Origin of the sequence: Microbacterium sp. LWH11-1.2 (assembly GCF_038397745.1) — a bacterium.
Lineage (GTDB): Bacteria > Actinomycetota > Actinomycetes > Actinomycetales > Microbacteriaceae > Microbacterium.
In genome coordinates this window covers 2,606,962-2,627,728 of the sequence record NZ_CP151636.1, presented here as the reverse complement: position 1 = coordinate 2,627,728, position 20,767 = coordinate 2,606,962, and the positions used below count along the sequence as shown (strand labels likewise).

The following is a 20,767-nucleotide window of genomic DNA, read 5'->3' as shown; positions in this document are numbered from 1 at the left end:
GTGAAGTCATGAGCGACAAGCATCCGACCATCGACGATCCTGAACTGGGCCCTCTCACGCGTGCGACGACCGAGCTGACAGACGGCAGCGTGCTCACTCACGACTGGTACAGCGGCACCGTCGTCATCGACGGCGCGGAGCTCGAACTCATGCTCGAGGGCACGAATCCGCAGGACGTCACTCCCCTGCTCCCCCGCGTGCGCGAGACGGTCGCCGATCTCGCGTCCCTGCGACGGATCGCCTCGGATGCCGTGGTCACGAACTTCAGCAACGGCGAACCCGAACCCCACGAACTCGAAGATGCGGCATCCGACCTCATGCTCGAGACGATCGAGGCCGCGTCCGACGGCACGATCATCCTGCACCTGGTCGACAGCTGCGGTGAGCACTTTCCCGAGGGGTACTGGCCTGCCGTACATCTCGGCACGGGCGGCGATGTCGAACAGGTCACCGTCGAGTCCTGATCCGACGGGATCGGTGGAGCGTCGAGAATACGATGGGGAGATGCAGCGCCGCACTCTGAGCCCGACGATCATGTGGGCATTCGTCCCCTTCGTCGCGGTCTCGGCCCTGCACGTCGTGCTCCTGGCCGTCGAGAGCCCGGCCGCCGGACCGACGAAGCTGCTGCTGATGCCACTCCTGGCAGCGCCGGTGCTGCTCTCCGCCCGACGCATCGCACCGGTTTCGGCTTTGCTCCTGCTTCTGACCGCTCTGCTGTTCTCGTGGCTCGGAGACAGCGTCGGCGCATTCTTCCCGACCGCGCCCGAGCTGCCGCTGATGCTGCTCTTCTTCGGCATCGCGCATCTGGCATACATCGCCCTGTTCGTCCGCCATCTGGGAAGCAGACGGATGCCGTGGTGGGCACTCATCTATGCGGTGTGGTGGGTCGCGATGCTCGCCTTCCTCGGTCCGCATACCGGCAGCTTGCTCATCGCCGTGGCCGTCTACGGACTCGTCCTGGGCGGAACCGCCGCTTTCTCCGCACGCTGCCATGCCCTGATCGCCGTCGGTGGCGCCTTCTTCCTCGCGAGCGACACGATCCTCGCGTTTCGACTGTTCCTCCCCGACGCGCTCCCGGCCTGGAGCAGCCCGGCCATCATGCTCACCTACACGATCGGCCAGGGCCTCATCGTGGCCGGCGCCCTGGTCGCCCTGCGAACGAGGAGCTCATGATGGCGGATGCTGCGCGGGTCGACAGCTGGCTCTGGGCCGTCCGCGTCTACAAGACGCGCTCGGCCGCGACGACCGCATGCCGCGCGGGGCATGTACGCGTCAACGGCGAGAAAGTGAAGGCTGCTCAGGCCGTGCGCATCGGCGACGAGATCCGCATCCGGATCTCCGGATTCGACCGGATCCTCGCCGTGCGGCAGATCCTCGTGAAGCGCGTCGGCGCCCCCGTCGCCGCTCTGGCATACGAGGATCGCACGCCGGAGCGCGAGCCGCAGGCCGCTCTCGGACTCCGCGATCGGGGCGCCGGAAGGCCGACCAAGCGCGAGCGTCGAGACATCGACAAGCTCCGCGGACGGGACGAGTTCTTCCTCGACTAGTATGCTGCCATATTCGAACATATGTTCTACTCTGGGGGTATGGCACAGCAGCGGACGGACTTCCACCTCGATCTCGAGGGGCGTCGTCGTGTGCTGGATGCGTGGGTGGAGAAGAAGCGGCAGATCGCGGTACTCGAGTGCGAGGCGCTGGAACTGATGGTCGAGCAGATCGGGTTCCACGATGCGGATGTCGCGGGGAACGGGTTCCATCGGGATGCGGTCTACCGGTCGATGATCGCGGAGTTCTCCGCCGCGGGCCGGGTCCCTCAGGGGTCGATCGAGTTCGCGTTCACCGACGCCCGCACGGTGAGTGGCGAGTTGCCCGCGGTGCGGGAGGCATTCGCGACGGGTCGGATCAGCGCTTCTCATGTGCGAGAGATCTGTCGCGCGAGTGCCCTGGTTTCCGAAGCGATCCGCAACAAGCGGGTGGATGCCGGCGTGATGGCGTTGTATGAGGCGGCGGTGCTGGTGTTCGCCGAACGGGAGACGGCCGCGCGGACGAAGGCGCATGCGGCGCAGGTCGCGGCGGCTCTGGTCGGGGAGACGGTCACGGACCGGCACAAGCGGGCGGCCTCGGAGCGGTGCGTGAAGGTGCGCTCCGTCGGTGACGGGCTCGCGTTGTTGACGGCCGTGTTGCCGGAGTGGCTCGCTGTCGCGATCGCGGACCGGTTGGCGCAGATGACCCGGCAGGTGATCCGCAACCGCGCTCATGCCCGCGACTCCGCCTCCGCCTCCGGCTCCGGCTCCGGCCCTGCCTGCGACTCCGGAAGCGTGATCTTCAGCGACGACACGTTCGCCACCGACCCCGACACAGACACAGACACAGACACAGACACAGACACGGACACAGACACGGACACAGGCGCGGGTGCCGAGGATGTCGCCGCGGACACGCGCACCTGGGACCAGGTGCAGGCGGACCTGCTCGCCGACCTGCTGCTCACCGCCGACCCGAGCGCCATCCACGGCGACGGGCTGGACAATATCCAGGGCCGCATCCAGGTGACGATCGCCGGGACCACCCTCGCCGGCGAGGATGAGCGGCCGGCGGACCTCGACGGATACGGTCCCCTCCACCCGACATCGCCCGCGACCTCGCCGGGAGGAACACCGGGTGGTCACGCCTGTTCCTCGACCCCGACGGCATGGTCCGCGAGACCGACACATACACCCCGACGGAGGGGATGCGGCGGTTCCTGCGCGCCCGGGACCAGCACTGCCGATTCCCCGGCTGCCGGATGCCCGTGCACCGGTGCGACATCGACCACAACCACGACCACGCCCGAGGCGGCAAGACCCGGATCGACAACCTCGCCCACCTCTGCCGCGCCCACCACACCCTCAAACATCCCGATGTCTCGGACACGCACCGCTGGACAGCCCGACAAGAACGCGACGGCACCATCACCTGGCACAGCCCACTCGGCCGCACCTACACCGACCGCCCCACCCACCGCGTCATGTTCGTCTAAGACTCGAGCGGATGAGCATGCCACCGCACGAGACCATGCGACCGCACGAGACCATGCGACGGCACGAGAGCCTGCGACCCGCGAACTACTTCTTCGCGCGGTCTGCCTGTGCCAGCAGATCCACAAGCCAACCTGCCGAAAGCACCCTGACGGCACCCGCGTGCTCGACGCGTTCGCGGAGCGCCCGGTCGCTGGTCACCGCCAGCACCGTCTCGCCTGCCGCGACTCGCCGCTCGACCTCGGCGACGATCGCGTCGTCACCCGAGGCGTCCGCGTTCACGACCGAGACCGAGCCGGCATCCAGACCCGAGGCGATTCCGCGTGCCTGGCCTTCCACGACCAATGACACCTCGGGGAACCACAGGTCGCCCTCCACGCCGAGATCCGACGCGGGGACAGCCAGCCCCTCCAGCCGCGACCGCAGCCGGGACGCCGCGCCGGCGCGATCCTTCCACCATCCGTTCGGCACAGAACCGACAACGTTCGCGCCGTCCACGACGACGGCAGGACGAACCTCGAGCAGCGCCCGCAGTGCCGGCCACGCGGCACCGAATCCGGGATGCAGCGGTCGCGTCGCAACCTCATCGACCGGCACCCACTCGAGAGCCACACTCTCCGGGTCGCTGATCACCGGATCGAAGGGCACCTGCACATCCGCGATGACCGTGGTGTACGACCAGATCTCCAGATCGAGCACGCTGATGAATCGGGCCCTGACCGCGCCATCAGGCACGCCCGCTTCCTCCTGCGCCTCGCGGATCGCGCCGACGATCGCCGTCTCACCCTCGTGCAGCGCCCCGCCGGGGAGACCCCACGTGCCGCCGAAGTGGCTCCACGAGACACGATGCTGCAGCAGGATGCCGCGGGCGGGATCGAAGGCGAGCAGCCCGGCAGCTCCGAACCGCCCCCAGTACTTCTCCCCCGACTCCGCGATCACCCAGGCATCGCCCGGGTTCCGCGGCCCGTCGGGGCGACGCGGCTCACCGGTGGCAGGAGGTACGACAGTCACCCCCTCAGCCTTTCACAGCATCCGGGCATCGGCACCACCTGGCGCAACAGGCGGGAACAGCTCAGCGCTGACGCTTCTCGCGCACGCGCATGTTGACGACGATCGGCGTTCCCTCGAACGAGTACAGCTCGCGCAGGCGACGCTGGATGAACCGGCGGTAGCCCGGGTCGAGGAAGCCCGTGGTGAACAGCACGAACGTCGGCGGACGCGTCGATGCCTGCGTGCCGAACAGGATGCGCGGCTGCTTGCCACCACGCAGCGGGTGCGGGTGCTCGGCGACGAGCTCGGCGAGGAAGGCGTTGAACTTGCCGGTCGGGATGCGACGATCCCAGTTCTCGAGCGCCGTCTCCAGCGCGGGGACGAGCTTGTCGAGGTGACGGCCCGTCTTCGCCGAGATGTTCACGCGCGGTGCCCAAGCGACATGCGCCAGGTCCTGCTCGATCTCGCGCTCGAGATAGCGACGGCGGTCGGCGTTCTCGAGGTCGTCGTCGTTTAGGCGATCCCATTTGTTGAAGGCGAGCACCAGCGCACGGCCCGACTCCAGCACGAGGTCGATGATGCGCACGTCCTGCTCGCTGATCGTCTCCGACACGTCGAGCACGACGACCGCGACCTCCGCCTTCTCCAGCGCGGCAGAGGTGCGCAGCGACGCGTAGAAGTCCGCGCCCTGCGCCATGTGCACGCGACGACGGATGCCGGCGGTGTCGACCAGGCGCCACATCTTGCCGCCGAGCTCGACGACCTCGTCGACGGGGTCGCGCGTCGTTCCGGCCAGCTCGTTCACGACGACGCGCTCTTCACCGGCCGCCTTGTTCAGCAGCGACGACTTCCCGACGTTCGGTCGACCGAGGATCGCGACGCGGCGCGGTCCTCCGATCTCCTGCTTCGCGACGGCCGAGATCTCGGGGAGCTTCTTCAGCACGGCGTCGAGAAGGTCCGCGACGCCACGGCCGTGGATGGCCGACACCGGGTAGGGCTCGCCGAGACCCAGCGCCCAGAGTGCGGCCGCTTCCGGCTCCTGGCGGGTGTCGTCGATCTTGTTCGCCACCAGGAACACGGGCTTGCCGCTCTTGCGGAGCAGCTTCACCACGTGCTCGTCGGTCGACGTCGCACCGACCATCGCGTCGACCACGAACAGCACCATGTCGGCGAGGTCGATCGCGACCTCGGCCTGCATGGCCACCGAGCGGTCGATGCCGCGGGCATCCGGCTCCCATCCGCCCGTGTCGACGAGCGAGAACCGGCGGTCGGCCCATTCGGCCTTGTAGGTCACGCGGTCGCGGGTGACACCGGGGGTGTCCTCCACGACAGCCTCGCGACGGCCGAGGATGCGGTTGACGAGCGCGGACTTGCCCACGTTCGGTCGACCGACGATCGCCACCACCGGCAGAGCCGGGCTGAACATGATCCCGTCCTCGCCCATGGTGATGCCGGCGAGGAGCGCGGCATCCTCATCGTCGAGCTCGTAGTCCGCCAGACCTGCGCGGAGCGTCTCGGCGCGCTGCTCGGCGAGCTCCTCGTCGATCAGCTCCATCTTCTCGGCGAGCTGGTCGGGGCCGCCTTCGTATTCGTCGTCAGCCACGGTGTGCTCCTCGGTGTTGCTCGATCACCGAGAGAACGGCGTCGATGGTCTGGGAAAAATCAAGGTCCGTCGAGTCGACGACCTCGACGCCGTCTGCGGCGTTCAGGAAGTCGACGACGGCGCTGTCGGATGCGTCGCGCTTGTGCAGCGCTGCGGCGACGGCATCCGCGTTCTCGCCGGCGAGTTCGCCGGCACGTCGGGCGGCCCGCACTTCGGGGGCCGCGGTCAGAAGGATCCGCACGGGGGCGTCGGGCGCGACCACGGTCGTGATGTCACGGCCCTCGACGACCACAGCCGGATACGCGGCGTCTGCGACGAGGGCACGGAACAGCTCGTTCACCTGGGCGCGCACCTCCGCGACCCTGGCCACACCGCTGACGGCGCCGGAGACCCGCGGATCGCGGATCGCCTCGGTCACCTCGACGTCGCCGACCCGCACGGTCCGGTCGTCGGGGTCGAGCCCGAGCGCGACCGGGAAATCGGATGCCGCGGCTCGCACCGCGTCGGCATCCGAGGTGTCCGCTCCGCGGTCGAGCACGTGCCAGGCGAGTGCACGGTAGGCGGACCCCGTATCGAGGTAGCCGAAGCCGAGCCTGCGCGCGACAGCCTTCGACACGCTGGACTTGCCGGACCCCGCGGGGCCGTCGATCGCGATGAACTTGGTGGCGTCCGTGGAGGAGAGCGAGGTGTCAGTCATTCGTATTCCCTGCAATCCGCCATCCGCGTTCCTCGAGTCCCGTGATCGCCCCGTGCAGGGTCGCCGGCTCGACGCTGATCTCCGCCAGGCCGAACTGTGCGCCCGGCGAGTGCTCGAGACGCAGGTCCTCGACGTTGACACCGAGCTCCCCGAGTTCGCCGAAGAGGCGTCCGAGCTGACCGGGGGTGTCGTCGATCATCACGATGAGCGACTCGAAACGCCGGTTCTGGCCGTGCTTGCCGGGGAGCCGGTCGACGCCGTCGTTGCCCTGGCGGATCGTCTCCGCGACGACGCGGCGCGCACCCGGCGCACCGGGCTCACGCAGGGCATCGGAGATCTCACCGAGGTCGGCGGCCAGCGCATCGAGGATCTCGACCACCGGTCCGGCGTTCGCGCCGAGGATCTGCACCCAGAGCTCGGGAGCGGATGCCGCGATGCGGGTCGTGTCGCGGACGCCCTGGCCGGCAAGGCGCAGAGCTCCCTCTTCGGCACCGGCGAGGCGGGCGGCGAGAAGACTGGCGACGACCTGGGGCACGTGCGAGGTCAGCGCGACCGAGCGGTCATGCTCCTCCGGTGTCATCTCCAGCGGCATCGCGCCGACGTCCAGCGCGAGCGCCTCGACGAGCGCGAGATCGGCGGCCTTCGTGTCCTCATCGCGGCAGACGACCCAGGGACGTCCGATGAAGAGGTCGGCACGGGCGGAGATCGCTCCGCCGCGCTCGCGACCGGCGAGCGGATGCGAGCCGATGTAACGGGTGAGGTCGACACCGCGAGCCTGGAGCGTGCGGAACGGCTCGAGCTTCACGCTCGCGACGTCCGTCACGACGGCATCGGGGTATCGAGCGAGCTCGGCCTCGATCACGTCGGCGGTGACGTCCGGCGGCACGGCCACGACGATGAGGGAAGGCGCGTCGTCATCGGCGGCGAGACGACCGGCGCCGTAGTCGACCGCGAGACGCAGCTGCGCCGGTGAGGCGTCGGTGAGGACGACGTCGATTCCCTTCGCCCGGAGGGCGTGCCCGACGCTCGCGCCGAGCAGACCGGCACCGACGATGCGGACGGTGCCGGAGAGCCGAGGCGCGACGACGCCGGCCTTCCGCGCCGTGGGCGCACTCGTCGTATCGGTCACTCGTTCTCCTGCTGCTCGCCTGGCGCCTCGGCGACACCGGAATCCTGGCGCGACAAGGTCAGAAGCGCGCCGAGTTCGATTTTACTCAGTTCCCGCGTCTTCCCCGCCGGGAGGGTTCCCAGGTGGAGCGGCCCGAACTGGCGGCGGACGAGTTCGGTGACCGGGTGACCGACCGCGGCCAGCATCCGACGCACGATGCGGTTGCGACCGGAGTGGAGGGTGAGCTCGACCAGGCTCGAACCGCGCGACGTGTCGAGCAGGCGCGCCTTGTCGGCCGCGATAGGACCGTCGTCGAGCTCGATCCCCTTCGTGAGCTTCGAGATCGTCTGCGGCAGGACCGTCCCCTCGACCTTGGCGATGTACACCTTCGTCACGCCGAACGACGGGTGGGCCAGCACATGCGCCAGCCCGCCGTCGTTGGTGAGAATGAGCAGACCGCTCGTCTCGGCGTCGAGCCGGCCGACGTTGTACAGGCGCTCCTCGTAGTCGGCGGTGAAACGACGGAGGTCGGGACGGCCGTTCTCGTCCTTCATGCTGCTGACGACGCCGGTCGGCTTGTTGAGCATGACGTACCGCTTGGAGACGTCGAGCTGGATCGCGGTGCCGTCGACGTCGACCAGATCGTGCTCCGGGTCGATCCTCCGGCCGAGCTCTTCGACGACCACACCGTTGACGCGGATGCGCCCCTCGGTGATGTAGTTCTCGACGACGCGGCGCGAGGCCACTCCGGCCGCGGCGAGCACCTTCTGCAGGCGCACCCCCTCCGGCGCGCCTTCGTTGGTGATGTCCGTCATCGGATGGTCCCTTCGTCGAAGCCGTCAGCGCCGTCGTCGAGCAGCGGAGAGATCGGGGGCAGCTCGTCGAGCGAGTTGATGCCCAGGTGCTGCAGGAGCGCGTCGGAGGTGCCGTAGTTGATCGCTCCGGTCTCGGAGTCGGCGAACAGCTCGGTGATGAGACCGCGGGCGAGCAGGGTGCGCACCACGGAGTCCACGTTCACCGCGCGGATCGAGGCGACCTGGCTGCGCGTCACGGGCTGCTTGTAGGCGATCACGGCGAGGGTCTCGAGCGCCGCCTGCGACAGACGGGCCGGCGCCTGCCCGCCGATGAACTCGGCGACGAGGCCGTCATGGTCCTCGCGCACGTAGAGCCGCCAGCCTCCGCCGACCTCGCGCAGCTCGAATCCGCGGCGCGGGCCGTGCCCTCGCCCGTCGTAGTCGTCGACGAGCGTCTCGAGCGTCTGCCGGACGGCGGGCACCGGTGATCCGACGGCGGCGGCCAGCGCCATCAGGCCGATCGGCTCGTCCACGATCAGCAGGATCGCCTCGATGCGCTCGGAGAGCGGGGTGTCGCGGACGGTCTCCTCGACCGCGGAGTCCGTCGTGGAGGTGTCATCGGTCATAGTCGGCTCCCAGGGTCGCCAGCGTCTCATCCGACCAGGCGTCGGCTGCCCAGCGGAGCGTGAGCTCGCCGAGCGGTTCCAGTTGTTCGAAGGACAGAGCCGCATGGCGGTACAGCTCCAGCACGGAGATGAAGCGCGCGACGACGATGCCCGGCTCGGTGACTCCGGCGACGAGCTCGCGGAAGCTGACCGACTCCGTGCCGCGCAGCAGCGTCACGACGATCGCCGCCTGCTCGCGGATGCTGATCAGCGGCGCGTGCAGATGATCGAGTCCGACGTGCGGGATCTCCTTCGGCGCGAAGGCCAGGAGCGCGAGGGCGGCGAAGTCGTCGACCGTGAGCGACCACACGAGCTCGGGTGTCTGACGGCGGTGCTTCTCGTCGAGGCGCACCGCGCGCACATGCCGGCGGTCCTCGCGCTGCAGGCAGCGGGAGAACCATGTCGAGACCTCCTTGAAGGCCCGGTACTGCAGCAGGCGGGCGAACAGCAGGTCGCGCGCCTCGAGCAGCGCCACCGCCTCGGCATCGACCAGTTCGCCCTGCGGCAGGAGGCCGGCGACCTTCATGTCGAGCAGCGTGGCGGCGACCACCAGGAATTCGGATGCCTGATCGAGCTCCTCGTCGTCGTCGAGCTGGCTCAGGTAGGCGATGAACTCGTTGGTGACCGCGCTCAGCGACACCTCGGTGATGTCCATCTCGTGCTTGGAGATGAGGTTCAGCAGCAGATCGAAGGGGCCGTCGAAGTTCGACAGCGAGACACGGAATCCCTCGGCGGGATCCGCGATCTCGTCCGCCCGGTCAGAGCTCTCGTCAGGCGACGGCGCCACGGGCGACCAGCTCCCGGGCCAGCCGCAGGTACGCCTGGGCGGCGGCGTGCTCCGGAGCGAACTCGGTGATGGGCACACCTGAGACCGAGGCATCCGGGAACTTCACGGTGCGGCCGATCACGGTCTCCAGCACGTCGTCGCCGAACGTCTCCACGACGCGCTCGAGCACCTCGCGGGAGTGCAGCGTGCGGGCGTCGTACATCGTCGCCAGGAGCCCGTCCATCGTGATCGACGGGTTCAGGCGGTCACGGACCTTGTCGATGGTCTCGATCAGCAGCGCGACCCCGCGCAGGGCGAAGAACTCGCACTCGAGCGGGATGATCACACCGTGCGCCGCCGTGAGCGCGTTCACGGTGAGCAGTCCGAGAGACGGCTGGCAGTCGATGAGGATGACGTCGTACTCCCCCGCGACCTGGCGGAGCACTCGGGCGAGGATCGTCTCGCGAGCCACCTCGTTGACGAGATGCACCTCGGCAGCAGAGAGGTCGATGTTCGCCGGCATGACGTCGAGACCCTCGACGCCCGAGTGGACGATCGCGTCGTGCGCATCGCGCTTCGTGTCGAGCAGCAGGTCGTAGATCGTGGGGACGTCGTGCGTCTGGATGCCGAGACCGGCCGAGAGCGCGCCCTGCGGATCGAAGTCGACCGCGAGCACCTTGCGACCGTACTCGGCGAGAGCCGCGGCGAGGTTGATGGTGGTCGTCGTCTTGCCGACGCCGCCCTTCTGATTGCACAGTGCGATGATGCGCGCCGGACCGTGCGACTTCAGCGGCTCGGGCGTGGCGAACCCGTGATACGGACGGCCGGTGGGTCCCATGGGGGTCTCGTCGGCCTTCTGTGCCTTCGCCCTGGACTTCGCCGCTTTCTCAACCACCGGTTCTCCTGCTCCTTCGTGCTTGGTCGATTCTAGCGGCCGCCCTGTTCTGCGGCCTCCCGGCACGCGGCACAGCGCCTCAGCGGGCCCGGGGATGAGAGGTCGCGTAGATGTCGCGCAGCGTGTCGACCGACACGTGGGTGTAGATCTGCGTCGTCGCGACCGACGCGTGCCCGAGGAGCTCCTGCACCACGCGCACGTCGGCGCCGCCCTGCAGCAGGTGCGTCGCGAAGGAGTGCCGCAGCGTGTGCGGTGAGACCTCGCTCGTGATCTGGGCGGCCTCGGCGGCGGCACGGATGATCAGCCACGCGCTCTGTCGGGACAGGGGCGCCCCTCGCGCACCGAGGAACAGGCGCGACGACGCCCGTCCCTTGGCGGCGAGCCCCGGGCGCACCCTGGTCAGGTAGGCGTCCGCAGCGTCGCGCGCGAACGACCCGATCGGCACGATCCGCTCCTTCGACCCCTTGCCGCGCAGCCGCAGCACATCGCCGTGGGCGAGGTCGTCGACGTCGAGCCCGATCGCCTCCGACACGCGGGCGCCGGTCGCGTACAGGAGCTCGAGAAGGGCGCGGTCCCGGATGCCGACGGGATCCTCCGGCGACGGCGCGGCGAGCAGGCGCTCGACCTGGTCGATCGTCAGCGCCTTCGGAAGCCGACGCGGAGCCTTCGGAGGACGGAGCCTCCCGCTCGGGTCATCGGCCTCGATGCCCTCCCTCGCGAGAAAGCGATGCCAGCCCCGCACCGACGACTGCAGCCGGGCGAGGCTGGTCGACGCGGGCGGCGGCTCAGCCGACGATCGCTCCGTGATGAAGCGGCCGATCACGGCCGGGGTGATGTCGGCGGTGTCGCCGATGCCGTCGGCCTCCAGCCATTCCCGGTACCCGTCCAGGTCTCGTCGGTAGGCCGCGATGGTGTGCGCACTCAGACCGCGCTCGATCGTGACGTGTCGCAGGTAGAGGTCGAGAGCGCGAGGAAGCAGCATCCTCAGAGCCGATCGCGCAGCCTCTGCGCCGCCGCGAGCACTCCGATCGAGAGGATGCCGTTGCGCATGCGCCCGGCGAGGACGGCGTCGACCGCGTCCGAGAGGGGCACCCACTCGACGCGGATGTCGGCCTCTTCGTCCTCGCGGTCGTGCGCGGACTCGGCGGCCGAGATACCCGTCGCGAGGAAGATGTGGATCATCTCGTCGTTGCCGCCCGGCGTGGTCCACGACGACACGAGCGGTTCCCAGTGCGCCGCGACCAGGTCGGCCTCCTCGGCGAGCTCGCGCTTCGCGGCCTCGAGCGGCTCCTCGCCGGCGACGTCGAGAAGGCCGGCCGGCAGCTCCCAGTCACGGTGACGGATCGGATGCCGGTACTGCTGGATCAGCAGGACGCGGCCCTCGTCGTCCAGCGCGAGGATCGCCACGGCACCCGTGTGCGCGACGTACTGCCGCACCATCTCGCCGTCGCCGTACCGCACGCGGTCGGAGCGCACGTCCCAGACCCTGCCCTCGTAGACGAGGTCGCTCGTGAGCACCTCCGGAGAGAACGGCTCGTCGCGGAGCTCTCCGGTCGCGTCAGTCATCGGCGCCGAATCAGTCATCGGCGCTGACGTCGAACAGCTCGCTGGCGCGGTGACGCTCGATCGCGGCGCCCACCAGTCCGCGGAACAGCGGGTGCGGGTCGGTCGGACGCGAGCGCAGCTCGGGGTGCGCCTGCGTCGCGATGTAGTACGGGTGCACGTCGCGCGGCAGCTCGACGTACTCGACGAGGTCGAGTTCCGGGTTGAGGCCGGAGAACACCAGACCCGCGTCGGAGAGACGGTCGCGGTACGCGTTGTTCACCTCGTAGCGGTGACGGTGCCGCTCCGAGGCCTCAGGGGCACCGTAGAGCTCACGGGCGAGTGAACCATCGGCGAGGGCCGCCTGGTACAGGCCGAGGCGCATCGTGCCGCCCAGGTCGCCGCCGTCGAGGATCTCGATCTGCTCGGCCATCGTCGCGATCACGGGCTCCGTGGTCTCCGGGTCGAACTCGCTCGACGATGCTCCGGCGATGCCGGCCACGTCGCGTGCGTACTCGATCACCATGCACTGCAGGCCGAGGCAGAGGCCGAGCGTCGGGATGCCCTGTTCGCGGGCGAACTTCAGCGCCCCCAGCTTGCCTTCGATGCCACGGATGCCGAAGCCGCCGGGCACGCAGATGCCGTCGACCTGTGCCAGCTGCTCCTGGGCGCCCTCGGGCGTCTCGCAGAGGTCCGAGGGGATCCAGCGGATGTTGACCTTGGTCTCCTGCGCGAATCCACCCGCCTTGAGGGCTTCGGTGACCGAGAGGTAGGCGTCAGGCAGGTCGATGTACTTGCCGACGAGGCCGATCGTGACCTCGTGCTTGGGGTTGTGCACAGCGTGCAGCACCTTGCTCCAGCGCGTCCAGTCGACCTCTTCCGCGGCCTTCTGGTCGAGACCGAGACGACGCACGATGTACGAGTCCAGCCCCTGGTCGTTGAGCGTCGACGGGATGTCGTAGATGCTCGGCAGGTCGACGGTGTTGATGACGCCCTCGACGTCGACGTCGCACATGAGCGCGATCTTGTTGCGGTTGCTCGCGCTGACCGGACGGTCGCTGCGGAGCACCAGGGCGTCCGGCTGGATGCCGACCTGGCGGAGGGCCGCGACCGAGTGCTGGGTGGGCTTGGTCTTCTGCTCCCCCGACGCCCCCATGAAGGGCACCAGCGAGACGTGCACGAAGAACACGCTGTCGCGGCCGAGCTCGTGACGGAGCTGGCGGGCGGCCTCGAGGAACGGCTGCGACTCGATGTCGCCGACCGTGCCGCCGACCTCGGTGATGATCACGTCAGGACGCGGCTCCTCGTGAGCCTGCAGGCGCATGCGGCGCTTGATCTCGTCGGTGATGTGCGGGATGACCTGCACGGTGTCGCCGAGGTACTCGCCCCGGCGCTCGCGCGCGATGACCTGCGAGTAGATCTGGCCCGTCGTCACGTTGGCTGCCTGCGACAGGTTGATGTCGAGGAACCGCTCGTAGTGGCCGATGTCGAGGTCGGTCTCGGCGCCGTCGTCGGTCACGAAGACCTCGCCGTGCTGGAAGGGGTTCATCGTGCCCGGATCGACGTTCAGGTACGGGTCGAGCTTCTGCATCACGACGCGCAGTCCGCGAGCGGTGAGGAGGTTGCCCAGGCTGGCAGCCGTGAGCCCCTTGCCCAAAGACGAAACGACACCACCTGTCACAAAGATGTGCTTGGTCGTGTCGTTCTTGGGCCCCGCAGAAGAAGAGTTCATCACGGGCTTCGATCCTATCAGGCAGCAGGGGCGCCGAGGCTGAGAAGTTCTCGGGCGTGGGTCAGAGCGGCGTCCGAATCGGCGAGTCCCGACAGCAGGCGGGCCATCTCGGCCTCCCGCTCCTCGCCCTCCAGAAGCCGCACGCTGGAGGCGGTGACGGCTCCGTCGTTGGACTTCACGACGGACAGGTGATTGTTCGCGAAGGCCGCGACCTGCGCGAGATGCGTGACCGCGATGACCTGCGACTTCTCTGCAAGCCGGGCGAGTCGTCGACCCACCTCGATCGCGGCTGCGCCACCGATGCCCGCGTCGACCTCGTCGAACACGAAGGTCGGCACCGGGTCGGTCCCGGCGATGACGACCTCGATCGCCAGCATCACGCGGGAGAGTTCTCCCCCGGAGGCGCCCTTTCCCACCGAGCGGGGTTCGGCACCCGGATGCGGCGCGAGCAGGATCGCGACGTCGTCGCGGCCGTGCGTGCTCTCTGCACCTTCCGTGACGGCCACCTCGAGACGAGCATCCGGCATCGCGAGGGCATGCAGCTCCTCCGTGACCGCGGCGCCCAGACGCGTCGCGGCAGACGCACGCTCCGTGGTCAGCGCGGCGGCATGCGCATCGAGCTCGGCACGCACCGCATCCCGTTCCTCGGTGAGCCGCTCGATCCGCTCGCCGTCGTCGTCGAGCTCGGCGAGACGGGCGGACCCGGTCCGCCAGACCTCGAGGGCCTCGTCGAGCGAGCCGTGCGCGCGGACCAGCGTTCCCAGGGCGGCACGACGTTCCTCGACCGCGGCGAGTTCGTGCGGACCCGACTCGTCGAGATCCGCGAGGTACGCGGAGAGCTGGCCGGCCGCATCCGCGATCCGATAGCCGATGTCGGCGATGCCCTCGGCGATCTGGGTGAGCTTCGAGTCGGAGACGCGCTCGAGCAGCCGGCGGGCCTCGGCGACGAGGCCGGAGGCATCCGGCTCACCCTCCTCGCTCGACAGCGCGCCGTGCGCGAGGGATGCCGCGAGGCGCAGCTCCTCGGAGTTGGCGAGGCGTTCGGCGCGTTCGCTCAGCTCCTGGTCCTCCCCCGGCTCCGGGGCCGTGGCCTCGATGAGGGCGAGGGCCTCGCGGAGGCGCGCGGCCTCCTCGGCGCGGCGATCGCGGTTCTCGGAGATCTCGGTGATCTCGGCGTCGAGAGTCCGCCAGCGGGAGAAGGATGCCGAGTACGCCGCGAGAGCCGTCGCGACGGGGGCGCCACCGAAGCGGTCGAGGGCGTCGCGCTGCGCGGCGGCCGAGCGCAGGCGGAGCTGCTCGGACTGTCCGTGAACGACCACGAGCTCTTCGGCGAGAGCCGACAGCACTCCCGCGGGGGCCGCACGACCACCGACGCTGGCGCGGCTGCGACCCTCGGCGCTCAGGGTGCGGGACACGTAGAGTTCCGCGAGGTCGGCGCCGGCGGGTTCGAGCTCGCCTCCGGCATCCGTCACGATGTCGGCGACGTCGCCCTTCTCGGGAACGATCCAGACTCCGGCGACCGAGGCCTGCGCGGCGCCGGCGCGCACGGCACCGGAATCGGCACGCTGACCGAGCAGCAGTCCGAGGCCGGTGACCACCATCGTCTTGCCGGCGCCCGTCTCGCCCGTGATGGCTGTGAAGCCGGGGCCGAGGGGCAGTACGGCATCGGCGATCACGCCGAGGCCCTGCATCCGCATCTCCTCGATCATGGCGTCTTCCCCGGCTCCTGCCCGCGCCATCCTTCGACGGGCAGACGGAACTTGCGCACGAGCCGATCGGTGAAGGCTGCGTGGTGCAGGCGTGCCAGGCGAACCGGACGCGAAGACCGACGGACGACGACGCGGGCACCCGGAGGCAGATCGTGCGAACGCCGGCCGTCGCACCACAGGATGCCGGAGCCGTCGGTGCGCTCCAGCATCTCGATCGCGACAGCGGCGTCGGGGCTGACGACCAGCGGCTTGGCGAACAGCGCGTGCGCCGACAGGGGCACGACGGCGATCGCCTCGACGCTCGGCCAGATCACCGGCCCGCCGGCGGAGAAGTTGTAGGCGGTGGATCCGGTCGGCGTCGAGACCACCATGCCGTCGCACGCGAAGCTCGACAGCGGGCGACCGTCGATCTCGAGCACGACCTCGATCATCCGCTCTCGGCTGGCCTTCTCGACCGTCGCCTCGTTCAGCGCCCAGGTGTCGTAGACGACGGCGCCCGCCGCGTCCTTCACCCGCACCGACAGGGCGAGACGCTCCTCGACCTCGTAGTCGCGGTCGATCACGCGGCGCACCGCGTCATCCATGTCATCGCGATCGATCTCGGCGAGGAAGCCGACGTGGCCCATGTTGATGCCGAGCACCGGCGCACCGCTGTCGCGGACGAGCTCAGCTGCCCGCAGGATCGTTCCGTCGCCGCCCAACACGATCGCGAGCTCGAGGTCGGCGGACTCCGACGACCCGTCGAGCACGTCGACGTCGGCGAAGAACCCGTCGACCGCGGTCAGCGCGGCGTGGTCGTCAGCCGCGAGGAACGGTCGGGCTCCTGCCCCGCGCAGCGCGTCGATCACGCGACGGGCGGCCTCCACGGTCTCGACGCGGCCGGCATGGGCGACGACCAGGATCCTGCGCTCGTTCATCGTCCCCCTGCCAGTCGATTGATGCTGTCCAACCATTCTGTCGGATTGCTGCCGCGTCCCGGCGCGAGGTGCACGAGATATTCCGCGTTGCCGTGCGTGCCGAGGATCGGGGAGGGAAGGATGCCGAGCATGCCGAGACCGACGTCCCAGGCACTCCATACGGTGCGTGCGACGGCATCCGCGCGGGTGGCGGGGTCGGTCACCAGACCGCCGCGCACGGCGGTGCGGCCGACCTCGAACTGCGGCTTCACGAGGAGCAGGATGTCGGACCCCGGTGCGGCCACGCCGGCGACCGCCGGCAGCACGAGCTCGAGGGAGATGAAGGAGAGGTCGCCGACGAGGAGCTCCGGGAGATCGCGCTCGCCCGTCGTCTCGGCGAGGTTCTCGGGCGTCATGTGGCGAACGTTGTATCCCTCGACCGCCACCACGCCGTCGTCGGCCGCGATCGACGGCGCCAGCTGGCCGTGCCCCACGTCGACCGCGAGCACTCGTCGGGCGCCGCGCTCACGCAGCACCTGGGTGAATCCGCCGGTCGAGGCGCCCATGTCGAGCGCCAGCCTCCCCTCGACGGGGACCGCGAAGCCGTCGAGGCCGGCGATGAGCTTGTGCGCGGCGCGACCCACGTAGTGATCCGAGCCGGCGATCGTGATCTCGGCGGTGTCCGGCACCGGCGTCGAGGACTTCACGACCGGTCGGCCATCGACGCTCACGAGCCCCTCGGAGATGAGGGTGGCGGCGTGGCTGCGCGAACGGGCGAGTCCTCGGGCGGCGAGGGCGGCGTCGAGTCGCGTCATCGGGATCCCGGGGTCTCCCGTTGGTCGAGCTTCGCGCCGGTCTCGAGACGGCGTGACAGCTCGTCGTGCAGGGCCGAATAGGCATCCGCACGCGCGGGCAGCGGCTGCCCCTCGATCAGGCGCAGGCGACTCCACAGACCGTCGGTCGGCGCGCTCGTCGTCTCATCGCTCACGGTCCTACTGTACGCGGCACGGCGGACGGACGACGGAGCCACGGCGTCCGTCGATCAGGGTCGGTGGAACGGATCGTCGTAGAGGCGCTCCGGCACGCGGAGGACGAACACCGGTGTACCGGATGCCCAGATCGCTGCGGCACCTGCGCGGAGCAGGTCGATCTGCACGCCCGAGTCGGCGACGATCTCGACGTCGGCTCCCGAGACCCGCACAGCGGCTCCGTTCACCTGGAAGACGCCGTCCTTCTCGATCGCCTCGGGGTACGGCTCATGCAGCTCCCGCAGGTCGCCGAGGATGTAGGTGGGACGCGAGCCTTCGGGCGCTGCCAGCACGTGCTTCGGACGATCGATGCCGGTGAGCACCAGCACCGAGTCGATGCCGACACGGCTCGCTCCCATGATGTCGGTGTCGAGGCGGTCGCCGATGAACAGCGCCTTCTGCGCGCCGAAACGCGCGAGGGCCTCTTCGAAGATCGGAGCCTCCGGCTTGCCCGCGACGGTCGCCAGGCGTCCGATCGCGGTGTGCACGGCGGACACCAGGGTGCCGTTACCGGGGGCGACACCGCGCTCTCGCGGAATCGTCCAGTCGGTGTTCGTGGCGATCCAGGGGATGCCGCCCTCTTCTTCCGGAAGCTTGAGGGCGAACGCGGCCTCTGCAAGGTCCGTCCAGGCGACGTCGGGAGCGAAGCCCTGCACGACCGCGGCAGGCGAGTCCTCGGCGCTGCGGGTGACCGTGTAGCCGGCCTTCGTGACCTCGTCGACCAGACCGTCGCCGCCGACCACGAGGATCGTGGCGGGTGCCGGGAGGATACCCGCGAGCAGGCGCATCGCAGCCTGCGGACTCGTCACGACGTCGGATGCCGCCACCTCGAGGCCGAGGCTGCTCAGGTGAGCCGCGACGGACGCATCGGTGCGGGCGGCGTTGTTGGTGATGTAGCCGAGTCGTGCGGACTCCCCCGCCCGGTTCAGGCTGTCGACCGCGAACGGCAGCGCGCCCGGGCCGGCGTAGACCACGCCGTCCAGATCGGCCAGCACGGTGTCGACGCCGTCGAGCGGAGTGGACGCGACCGGTCGCTTCCGGGAGAACAGCGCCACTACGCCTCCTGCTCCGAGCCCTGAGCCTTGTCGTCGGCGGGGGCGGCGGCGTCAGAGCCGTCAGCAGCGTCGTCCTCTCCCAGGAGTTCGCGGACCTCGTCCTCGACGGTCGGCTCGTCGGTTGCGGGCTCATCGGCCGCAGGCTCGTCGACGGCGGAGTCTTCTGCAGAGTCTTCCGCAGAGTCTTCTGCGGCGGACTCGTCAGCTGCGGACTCAGCGGCAGCATCGACATCAGCGGTCGTGGCGATCTCGTCATCGTCGAAGTCGCCTTCGATGAGACCGTCTTCGACGATGAGCTCCTCATCGCCGGCTTCATCGACGCCGAGGGCTTCGGCCGCGACATCAGCGCGATGCGCCCAGAAGGCCGCTTCCTCCTCGCGTCCGAGATCCTCCAGCACCGCGGCACGAGCGGCGAACAGCGCCGGGCTCCACTCGAAGGCGCGATCGGGGTCGAGTTCAGGGATCTCGAGCTCACCCAGCGCGAGCTCGAGGTCGCCCTGATCGAGGCGGGCCCCGGACATCGCGATCGCGAGTGCGACCCGCACCGGGGTTGTGAGCGCGCTGCGGTCGACGGCGCGACCGGTCTCGAGCGCGCGGTCCGGACGCCCGATGCCGCGTTCGCTGTCGACCATGAGGGCGATCTGATCGTCCTTGCCGGAGATGCGGCGGTACGTCCGCAGCTCGCGCAGCGCGAGAGCGAAGTCCTCGGTCGCGTACGCCGTGATGCCGAGGGTCTCGCGGACGATCGCGATACGACCCGCACGACGCGACGCCGCCAGCGCGTGCTCGTGAGCCAGCGCCGGGTCCTCATCGATGAGCTGCGAGGCCATCGCGAGATGACGGGCCACGAGGTCCGCGTTCTCCTTGCTCAGCGTCTTGAGCTCATTGCGCGCCGAGGTGTGGAGGTCGCGAGCCGTGATCTCGTCCGGGATGTGCGGGTCGTTGAAGCGCGGACGCTCGTCGGCAGCCTGGATCGGACGCTCGCGCCCCGAGCCCCCGCGCTGCGGGAACGAACGACCGCGGTCACGGTCGGAGCCGGAGTCGCGACGCGGTGCGGAGTCGCGGTTGTAACCGCCCTCGCGACGCGGGGCGCGGTCACCGGTGCGGTCGCCATCGCGGCGAGGCGCGGAGTCGCGGTTGTAGCCGCCACCCTCACGACGCGGAGCGGAATCGCGGTTGTACCCGCCACCCTCACGACGCGGTGCGGAGTCCCGGTTGTACCCGCCACCCTCACGACGCGGTGCGGAGTCCCGGTTGTACCCGCCACCCTCACGACGCGGAGCGGAGTCCCGGTTGTACCCGCCACCCTCACGACGCGGTGCGGAGTCCCGGTTGTACCCGCCACCCTCACGACGCGGAGCGGAGTCCCGGTTGTACCCGCCACCCTCACGACGCGGTGCGGAGTCCCGGTTGTACCCGCCACCCTCACGACGGGGACCTCGGTCGCCGGTGCGGTTGTCGCCATCGCGGCGAGGCGCGGAGTCGCGGTTGTAACCGCCCTCGCGACGCGGAGCGGAGTCGCGGTTGTAACCGCCCTCGCGACGAGGAGCAGAATCGCGGTTGTAACCACCCTCACGACGCGGAGCAGAATCGCGGTTGTAACCACCCTCACGACGAGGAGCGCGGTCGCCGGTGCGGTTGTCGCCATCGCGGCGAGGCGCGGAGTCGCGGTTGTAACCGCCCTCGCGACGCGGAGCGGAGTCACGGTTGTAACCGCCCTCGCGACGCGGAGCGGAATCGCGGTTGTAACCGCCACCCTCGCGACGCGGAGCGGAATCGCGGTTGTAACCGCCGCCCTCACGACGAGGAGCAGAATCACGGTTGTAACCACCCTCGCGACGCGGAGCAGAGTCACGGTTGTAGCCGCCACCCTCGCGACGCGGTGCGCGGTCGCCGGAGCGGTTGTCGCCATCGCGACGAGGGGCGCCATCGCGATTCTGTGCGGGACGGCCTCCGGAAGGACGCTGGTTGCGCGATCCACTGTCGTTGTCGCGACGCGGACGGCGCTCTTCGTCTTCCGGCATGATGCTCCCTGTTTTCGTTGTAAACGCAAAATGGCCACCCATCGATGGGTGGCCATTTGCTTAAAAGAAGTCCGGCGGTGTCCTACTCTCCCACAGGGTCCCCCCTGCAGTACCATCGGCGCTGTGAGGCTTAGCTTCCGGGTTCGGAATGTAACCGGGCGTTTCCCTCACGCTATGGCCGCCGAAACACTATTGATGTTTCAATCAAACACATAACAAAGTCATTGTCATGCGGTTCTCGACCGT

Annotated in this window: 21 protein-coding genes, 1 rRNA gene and 1 pseudogene; 5 read left to right on the top strand and 18 right to left on the bottom strand. The window is 69.4% G+C overall.

The genetic code is table 11. The features are described 5' to 3' along the window. Positions 1 to 8 precede the first annotated feature (8 nt). The 5 genes and pseudogenes from MRBLWH11_RS12700 to MRBLWH11_RS12680 all read left to right on the top strand — a co-directional run bounded on the left by MRBLWH11_RS12700 (position 9) and on the right by MRBLWH11_RS12680 (position 3,019). Positions 9 to 464 (top strand): hypothetical protein, encoded by a 456-nt coding sequence (locus tag MRBLWH11_RS12700; RefSeq protein ID WP_341945132.1) that lies wholly within the window; start codon positions 9 to 11, stop codon positions 462 to 464. Positions 465 to 504: 40 nt separating this feature from the next. Further along, entirely contained in the window at positions 505 to 1,173 is a 669-nt protein-coding gene (locus MRBLWH11_RS12695; protein WP_341945131.1) for a lysoplasmalogenase family protein, read from the top strand. After that, positions 1,173 to 1,547, top strand: coding sequence for an RNA-binding S4 domain-containing protein (locus tag MRBLWH11_RS12690; RefSeq protein ID WP_341945130.1), 375 nt, complete (start codon positions 1,173 to 1,175; stop codon positions 1,545 to 1,547). Before MRBLWH11_RS12695 ends, MRBLWH11_RS12690 begins: the two co-directional genes overlap by 1 nt. A gap of 21 nt (positions 1,548 to 1,568) precedes the next feature. Then, positions 1,569 to 2,468 (top strand): annotated as a pseudogene (locus MRBLWH11_RS12685) (DUF222 domain-containing protein); the annotation flags it as partial. Between the two features lie 224 nt (positions 2,469 to 2,692). Beyond that, a complete protein-coding gene (locus MRBLWH11_RS12680) occupies positions 2,693 to 3,019 on the top strand; it encodes an HNH endonuclease signature motif containing protein (RefSeq protein ID WP_341947880.1) in 327 nt (108 codons plus the stop codon). Between the two features lie 85 nt (positions 3,020 to 3,104). Here MRBLWH11_RS12680 and MRBLWH11_RS12675 read toward each other — a convergent pair whose 3' ends face one another. The 18 genes from MRBLWH11_RS12675 to rrf form a co-directional block, all read right to left on the bottom strand. Beyond that, complete coding sequence (locus MRBLWH11_RS12675) at positions 3,105 to 4,028, bottom strand: NUDIX hydrolase (protein ID WP_341945129.1); 924 nt, start codon at positions 4,026 to 4,028, stop codon at positions 3,105 to 3,107. Positions 4,029 to 4,089: 61 nt separating this feature from the next. Then, a complete protein-coding gene (gene der / locus MRBLWH11_RS12670) occupies positions 4,090 to 5,562 on the bottom strand; it encodes a ribosome biogenesis GTPase Der (RefSeq protein WP_243409014.1) in 1,473 nt (490 codons plus the stop codon). Positions 5,563 to 5,602: 40 nt separating this feature from the next. Beyond that, a complete protein-coding gene (gene cmk / locus MRBLWH11_RS12665; RefSeq protein ID WP_341945128.1) occupies positions 5,603 to 6,307 on the bottom strand; it encodes a (d)CMP kinase in 705 nt (234 codons plus the stop codon). Further along, a complete protein-coding gene (locus MRBLWH11_RS12660) occupies positions 6,300 to 7,436 on the bottom strand; it encodes a prephenate dehydrogenase (protein ID WP_116636768.1) in 1,137 nt (378 codons plus the stop codon). The genes cmk and MRBLWH11_RS12660 overlap by 8 nt, the downstream gene beginning before the upstream one ends. Beyond that, positions 7,433 to 8,230, bottom strand: coding sequence for a pseudouridine synthase (locus MRBLWH11_RS12655; protein ID WP_341945127.1), 798 nt, complete (start codon positions 8,228 to 8,230; stop codon positions 7,433 to 7,435). The genes MRBLWH11_RS12660 and MRBLWH11_RS12655 overlap by 4 nt, the downstream gene beginning before the upstream one ends. Then, positions 8,227 to 8,835, bottom strand: a complete 609-nt coding sequence (gene scpB, locus MRBLWH11_RS12650; protein ID WP_116636766.1) for an SMC-Scp complex subunit ScpB — start codon at positions 8,833 to 8,835, stop codon at positions 8,227 to 8,229. Before scpB ends, MRBLWH11_RS12655 begins: the two co-directional genes overlap by 4 nt. Then, positions 8,825 to 9,661 (bottom strand): ScpA family protein, encoded by an 837-nt coding sequence (locus MRBLWH11_RS12645; RefSeq protein ID WP_341945126.1) that lies wholly within the window; start codon positions 9,659 to 9,661, stop codon positions 8,825 to 8,827. Before MRBLWH11_RS12645 ends, scpB begins: the two co-directional genes overlap by 11 nt. Continuing rightward, positions 9,645 to 10,478: a ParA family protein gene (locus MRBLWH11_RS12640; protein ID WP_341947828.1), complete on the bottom strand. Its 834-nt coding sequence runs from the start codon at positions 10,476 to 10,478 to the stop codon at positions 9,645 to 9,647. Before MRBLWH11_RS12640 ends, MRBLWH11_RS12645 begins: the two co-directional genes overlap by 17 nt. A gap of 136 nt (positions 10,479 to 10,614) precedes the next feature. Beyond that, positions 10,615 to 11,517, bottom strand: coding sequence for a site-specific tyrosine recombinase XerD (gene xerD / locus MRBLWH11_RS12635; protein WP_341945125.1), 903 nt, complete (start codon positions 11,515 to 11,517; stop codon positions 10,615 to 10,617). Positions 11,518 to 11,519: 2 nt separating this feature from the next. After that, positions 11,520 to 12,101, bottom strand: a complete 582-nt coding sequence (locus MRBLWH11_RS12630) for an NUDIX hydrolase (protein WP_116636762.1) — start codon at positions 12,099 to 12,101, stop codon at positions 11,520 to 11,522. A gap of 10 nt (positions 12,102 to 12,111) precedes the next feature. Next, positions 12,112 to 13,809: a CTP synthase gene (locus MRBLWH11_RS12625; RefSeq protein ID WP_116636761.1), complete on the bottom strand. Its 1,698-nt coding sequence runs from the start codon at positions 13,807 to 13,809 to the stop codon at positions 12,112 to 12,114. 17 nt (positions 13,810 to 13,826) lie between these two features. Beyond that, positions 13,827 to 15,518: a DNA repair protein RecN gene (recN, locus tag MRBLWH11_RS12620; protein WP_341945124.1), complete on the bottom strand. Its 1,692-nt coding sequence runs from the start codon at positions 15,516 to 15,518 to the stop codon at positions 13,827 to 13,829. After that, complete coding sequence (locus MRBLWH11_RS12615; RefSeq protein WP_341945123.1) at positions 15,515 to 16,435, bottom strand: NAD kinase; 921 nt, start codon at positions 16,433 to 16,435, stop codon at positions 15,515 to 15,517. The genes recN and MRBLWH11_RS12615 overlap by 4 nt, the downstream gene beginning before the upstream one ends. After that, entirely contained in the window at positions 16,432 to 17,229 is a 798-nt protein-coding gene (locus MRBLWH11_RS12610) for a TlyA family RNA methyltransferase (RefSeq protein WP_341945122.1), read from the bottom strand. Before MRBLWH11_RS12610 ends, MRBLWH11_RS12615 begins: the two co-directional genes overlap by 4 nt. Continuing rightward, positions 17,226 to 17,402 carry a hypothetical protein gene (locus MRBLWH11_RS12605; RefSeq protein WP_165808129.1) on the bottom strand — a complete coding sequence of 59 codons (177 nt, stop codon included), beginning with the start codon at positions 17,400 to 17,402 and terminating at the stop codon, positions 17,226 to 17,228. The genes MRBLWH11_RS12610 and MRBLWH11_RS12605 overlap by 4 nt, the downstream gene beginning before the upstream one ends. Before the next feature lie 54 nt (positions 17,403 to 17,456). Continuing rightward, positions 17,457 to 18,497 (bottom strand): HAD-IIA family hydrolase, encoded by a 1,041-nt coding sequence (locus MRBLWH11_RS12600; RefSeq protein ID WP_341945121.1) that lies wholly within the window; start codon positions 18,495 to 18,497, stop codon positions 17,457 to 17,459. Then, entirely contained in the window at positions 18,497 to 20,521 is a 2,025-nt protein-coding gene (locus MRBLWH11_RS12595) for a primosomal protein (RefSeq protein ID WP_341945120.1), read from the bottom strand. Before MRBLWH11_RS12595 ends, MRBLWH11_RS12600 begins: the two co-directional genes overlap by 1 nt. 69 nt (positions 20,522 to 20,590) lie before the next feature. Next, positions 20,591 to 20,707 (bottom strand): 5S ribosomal RNA (gene rrf, locus MRBLWH11_RS12590). Positions 20,708 to 20,767: the final 60 nt, after the last annotated feature.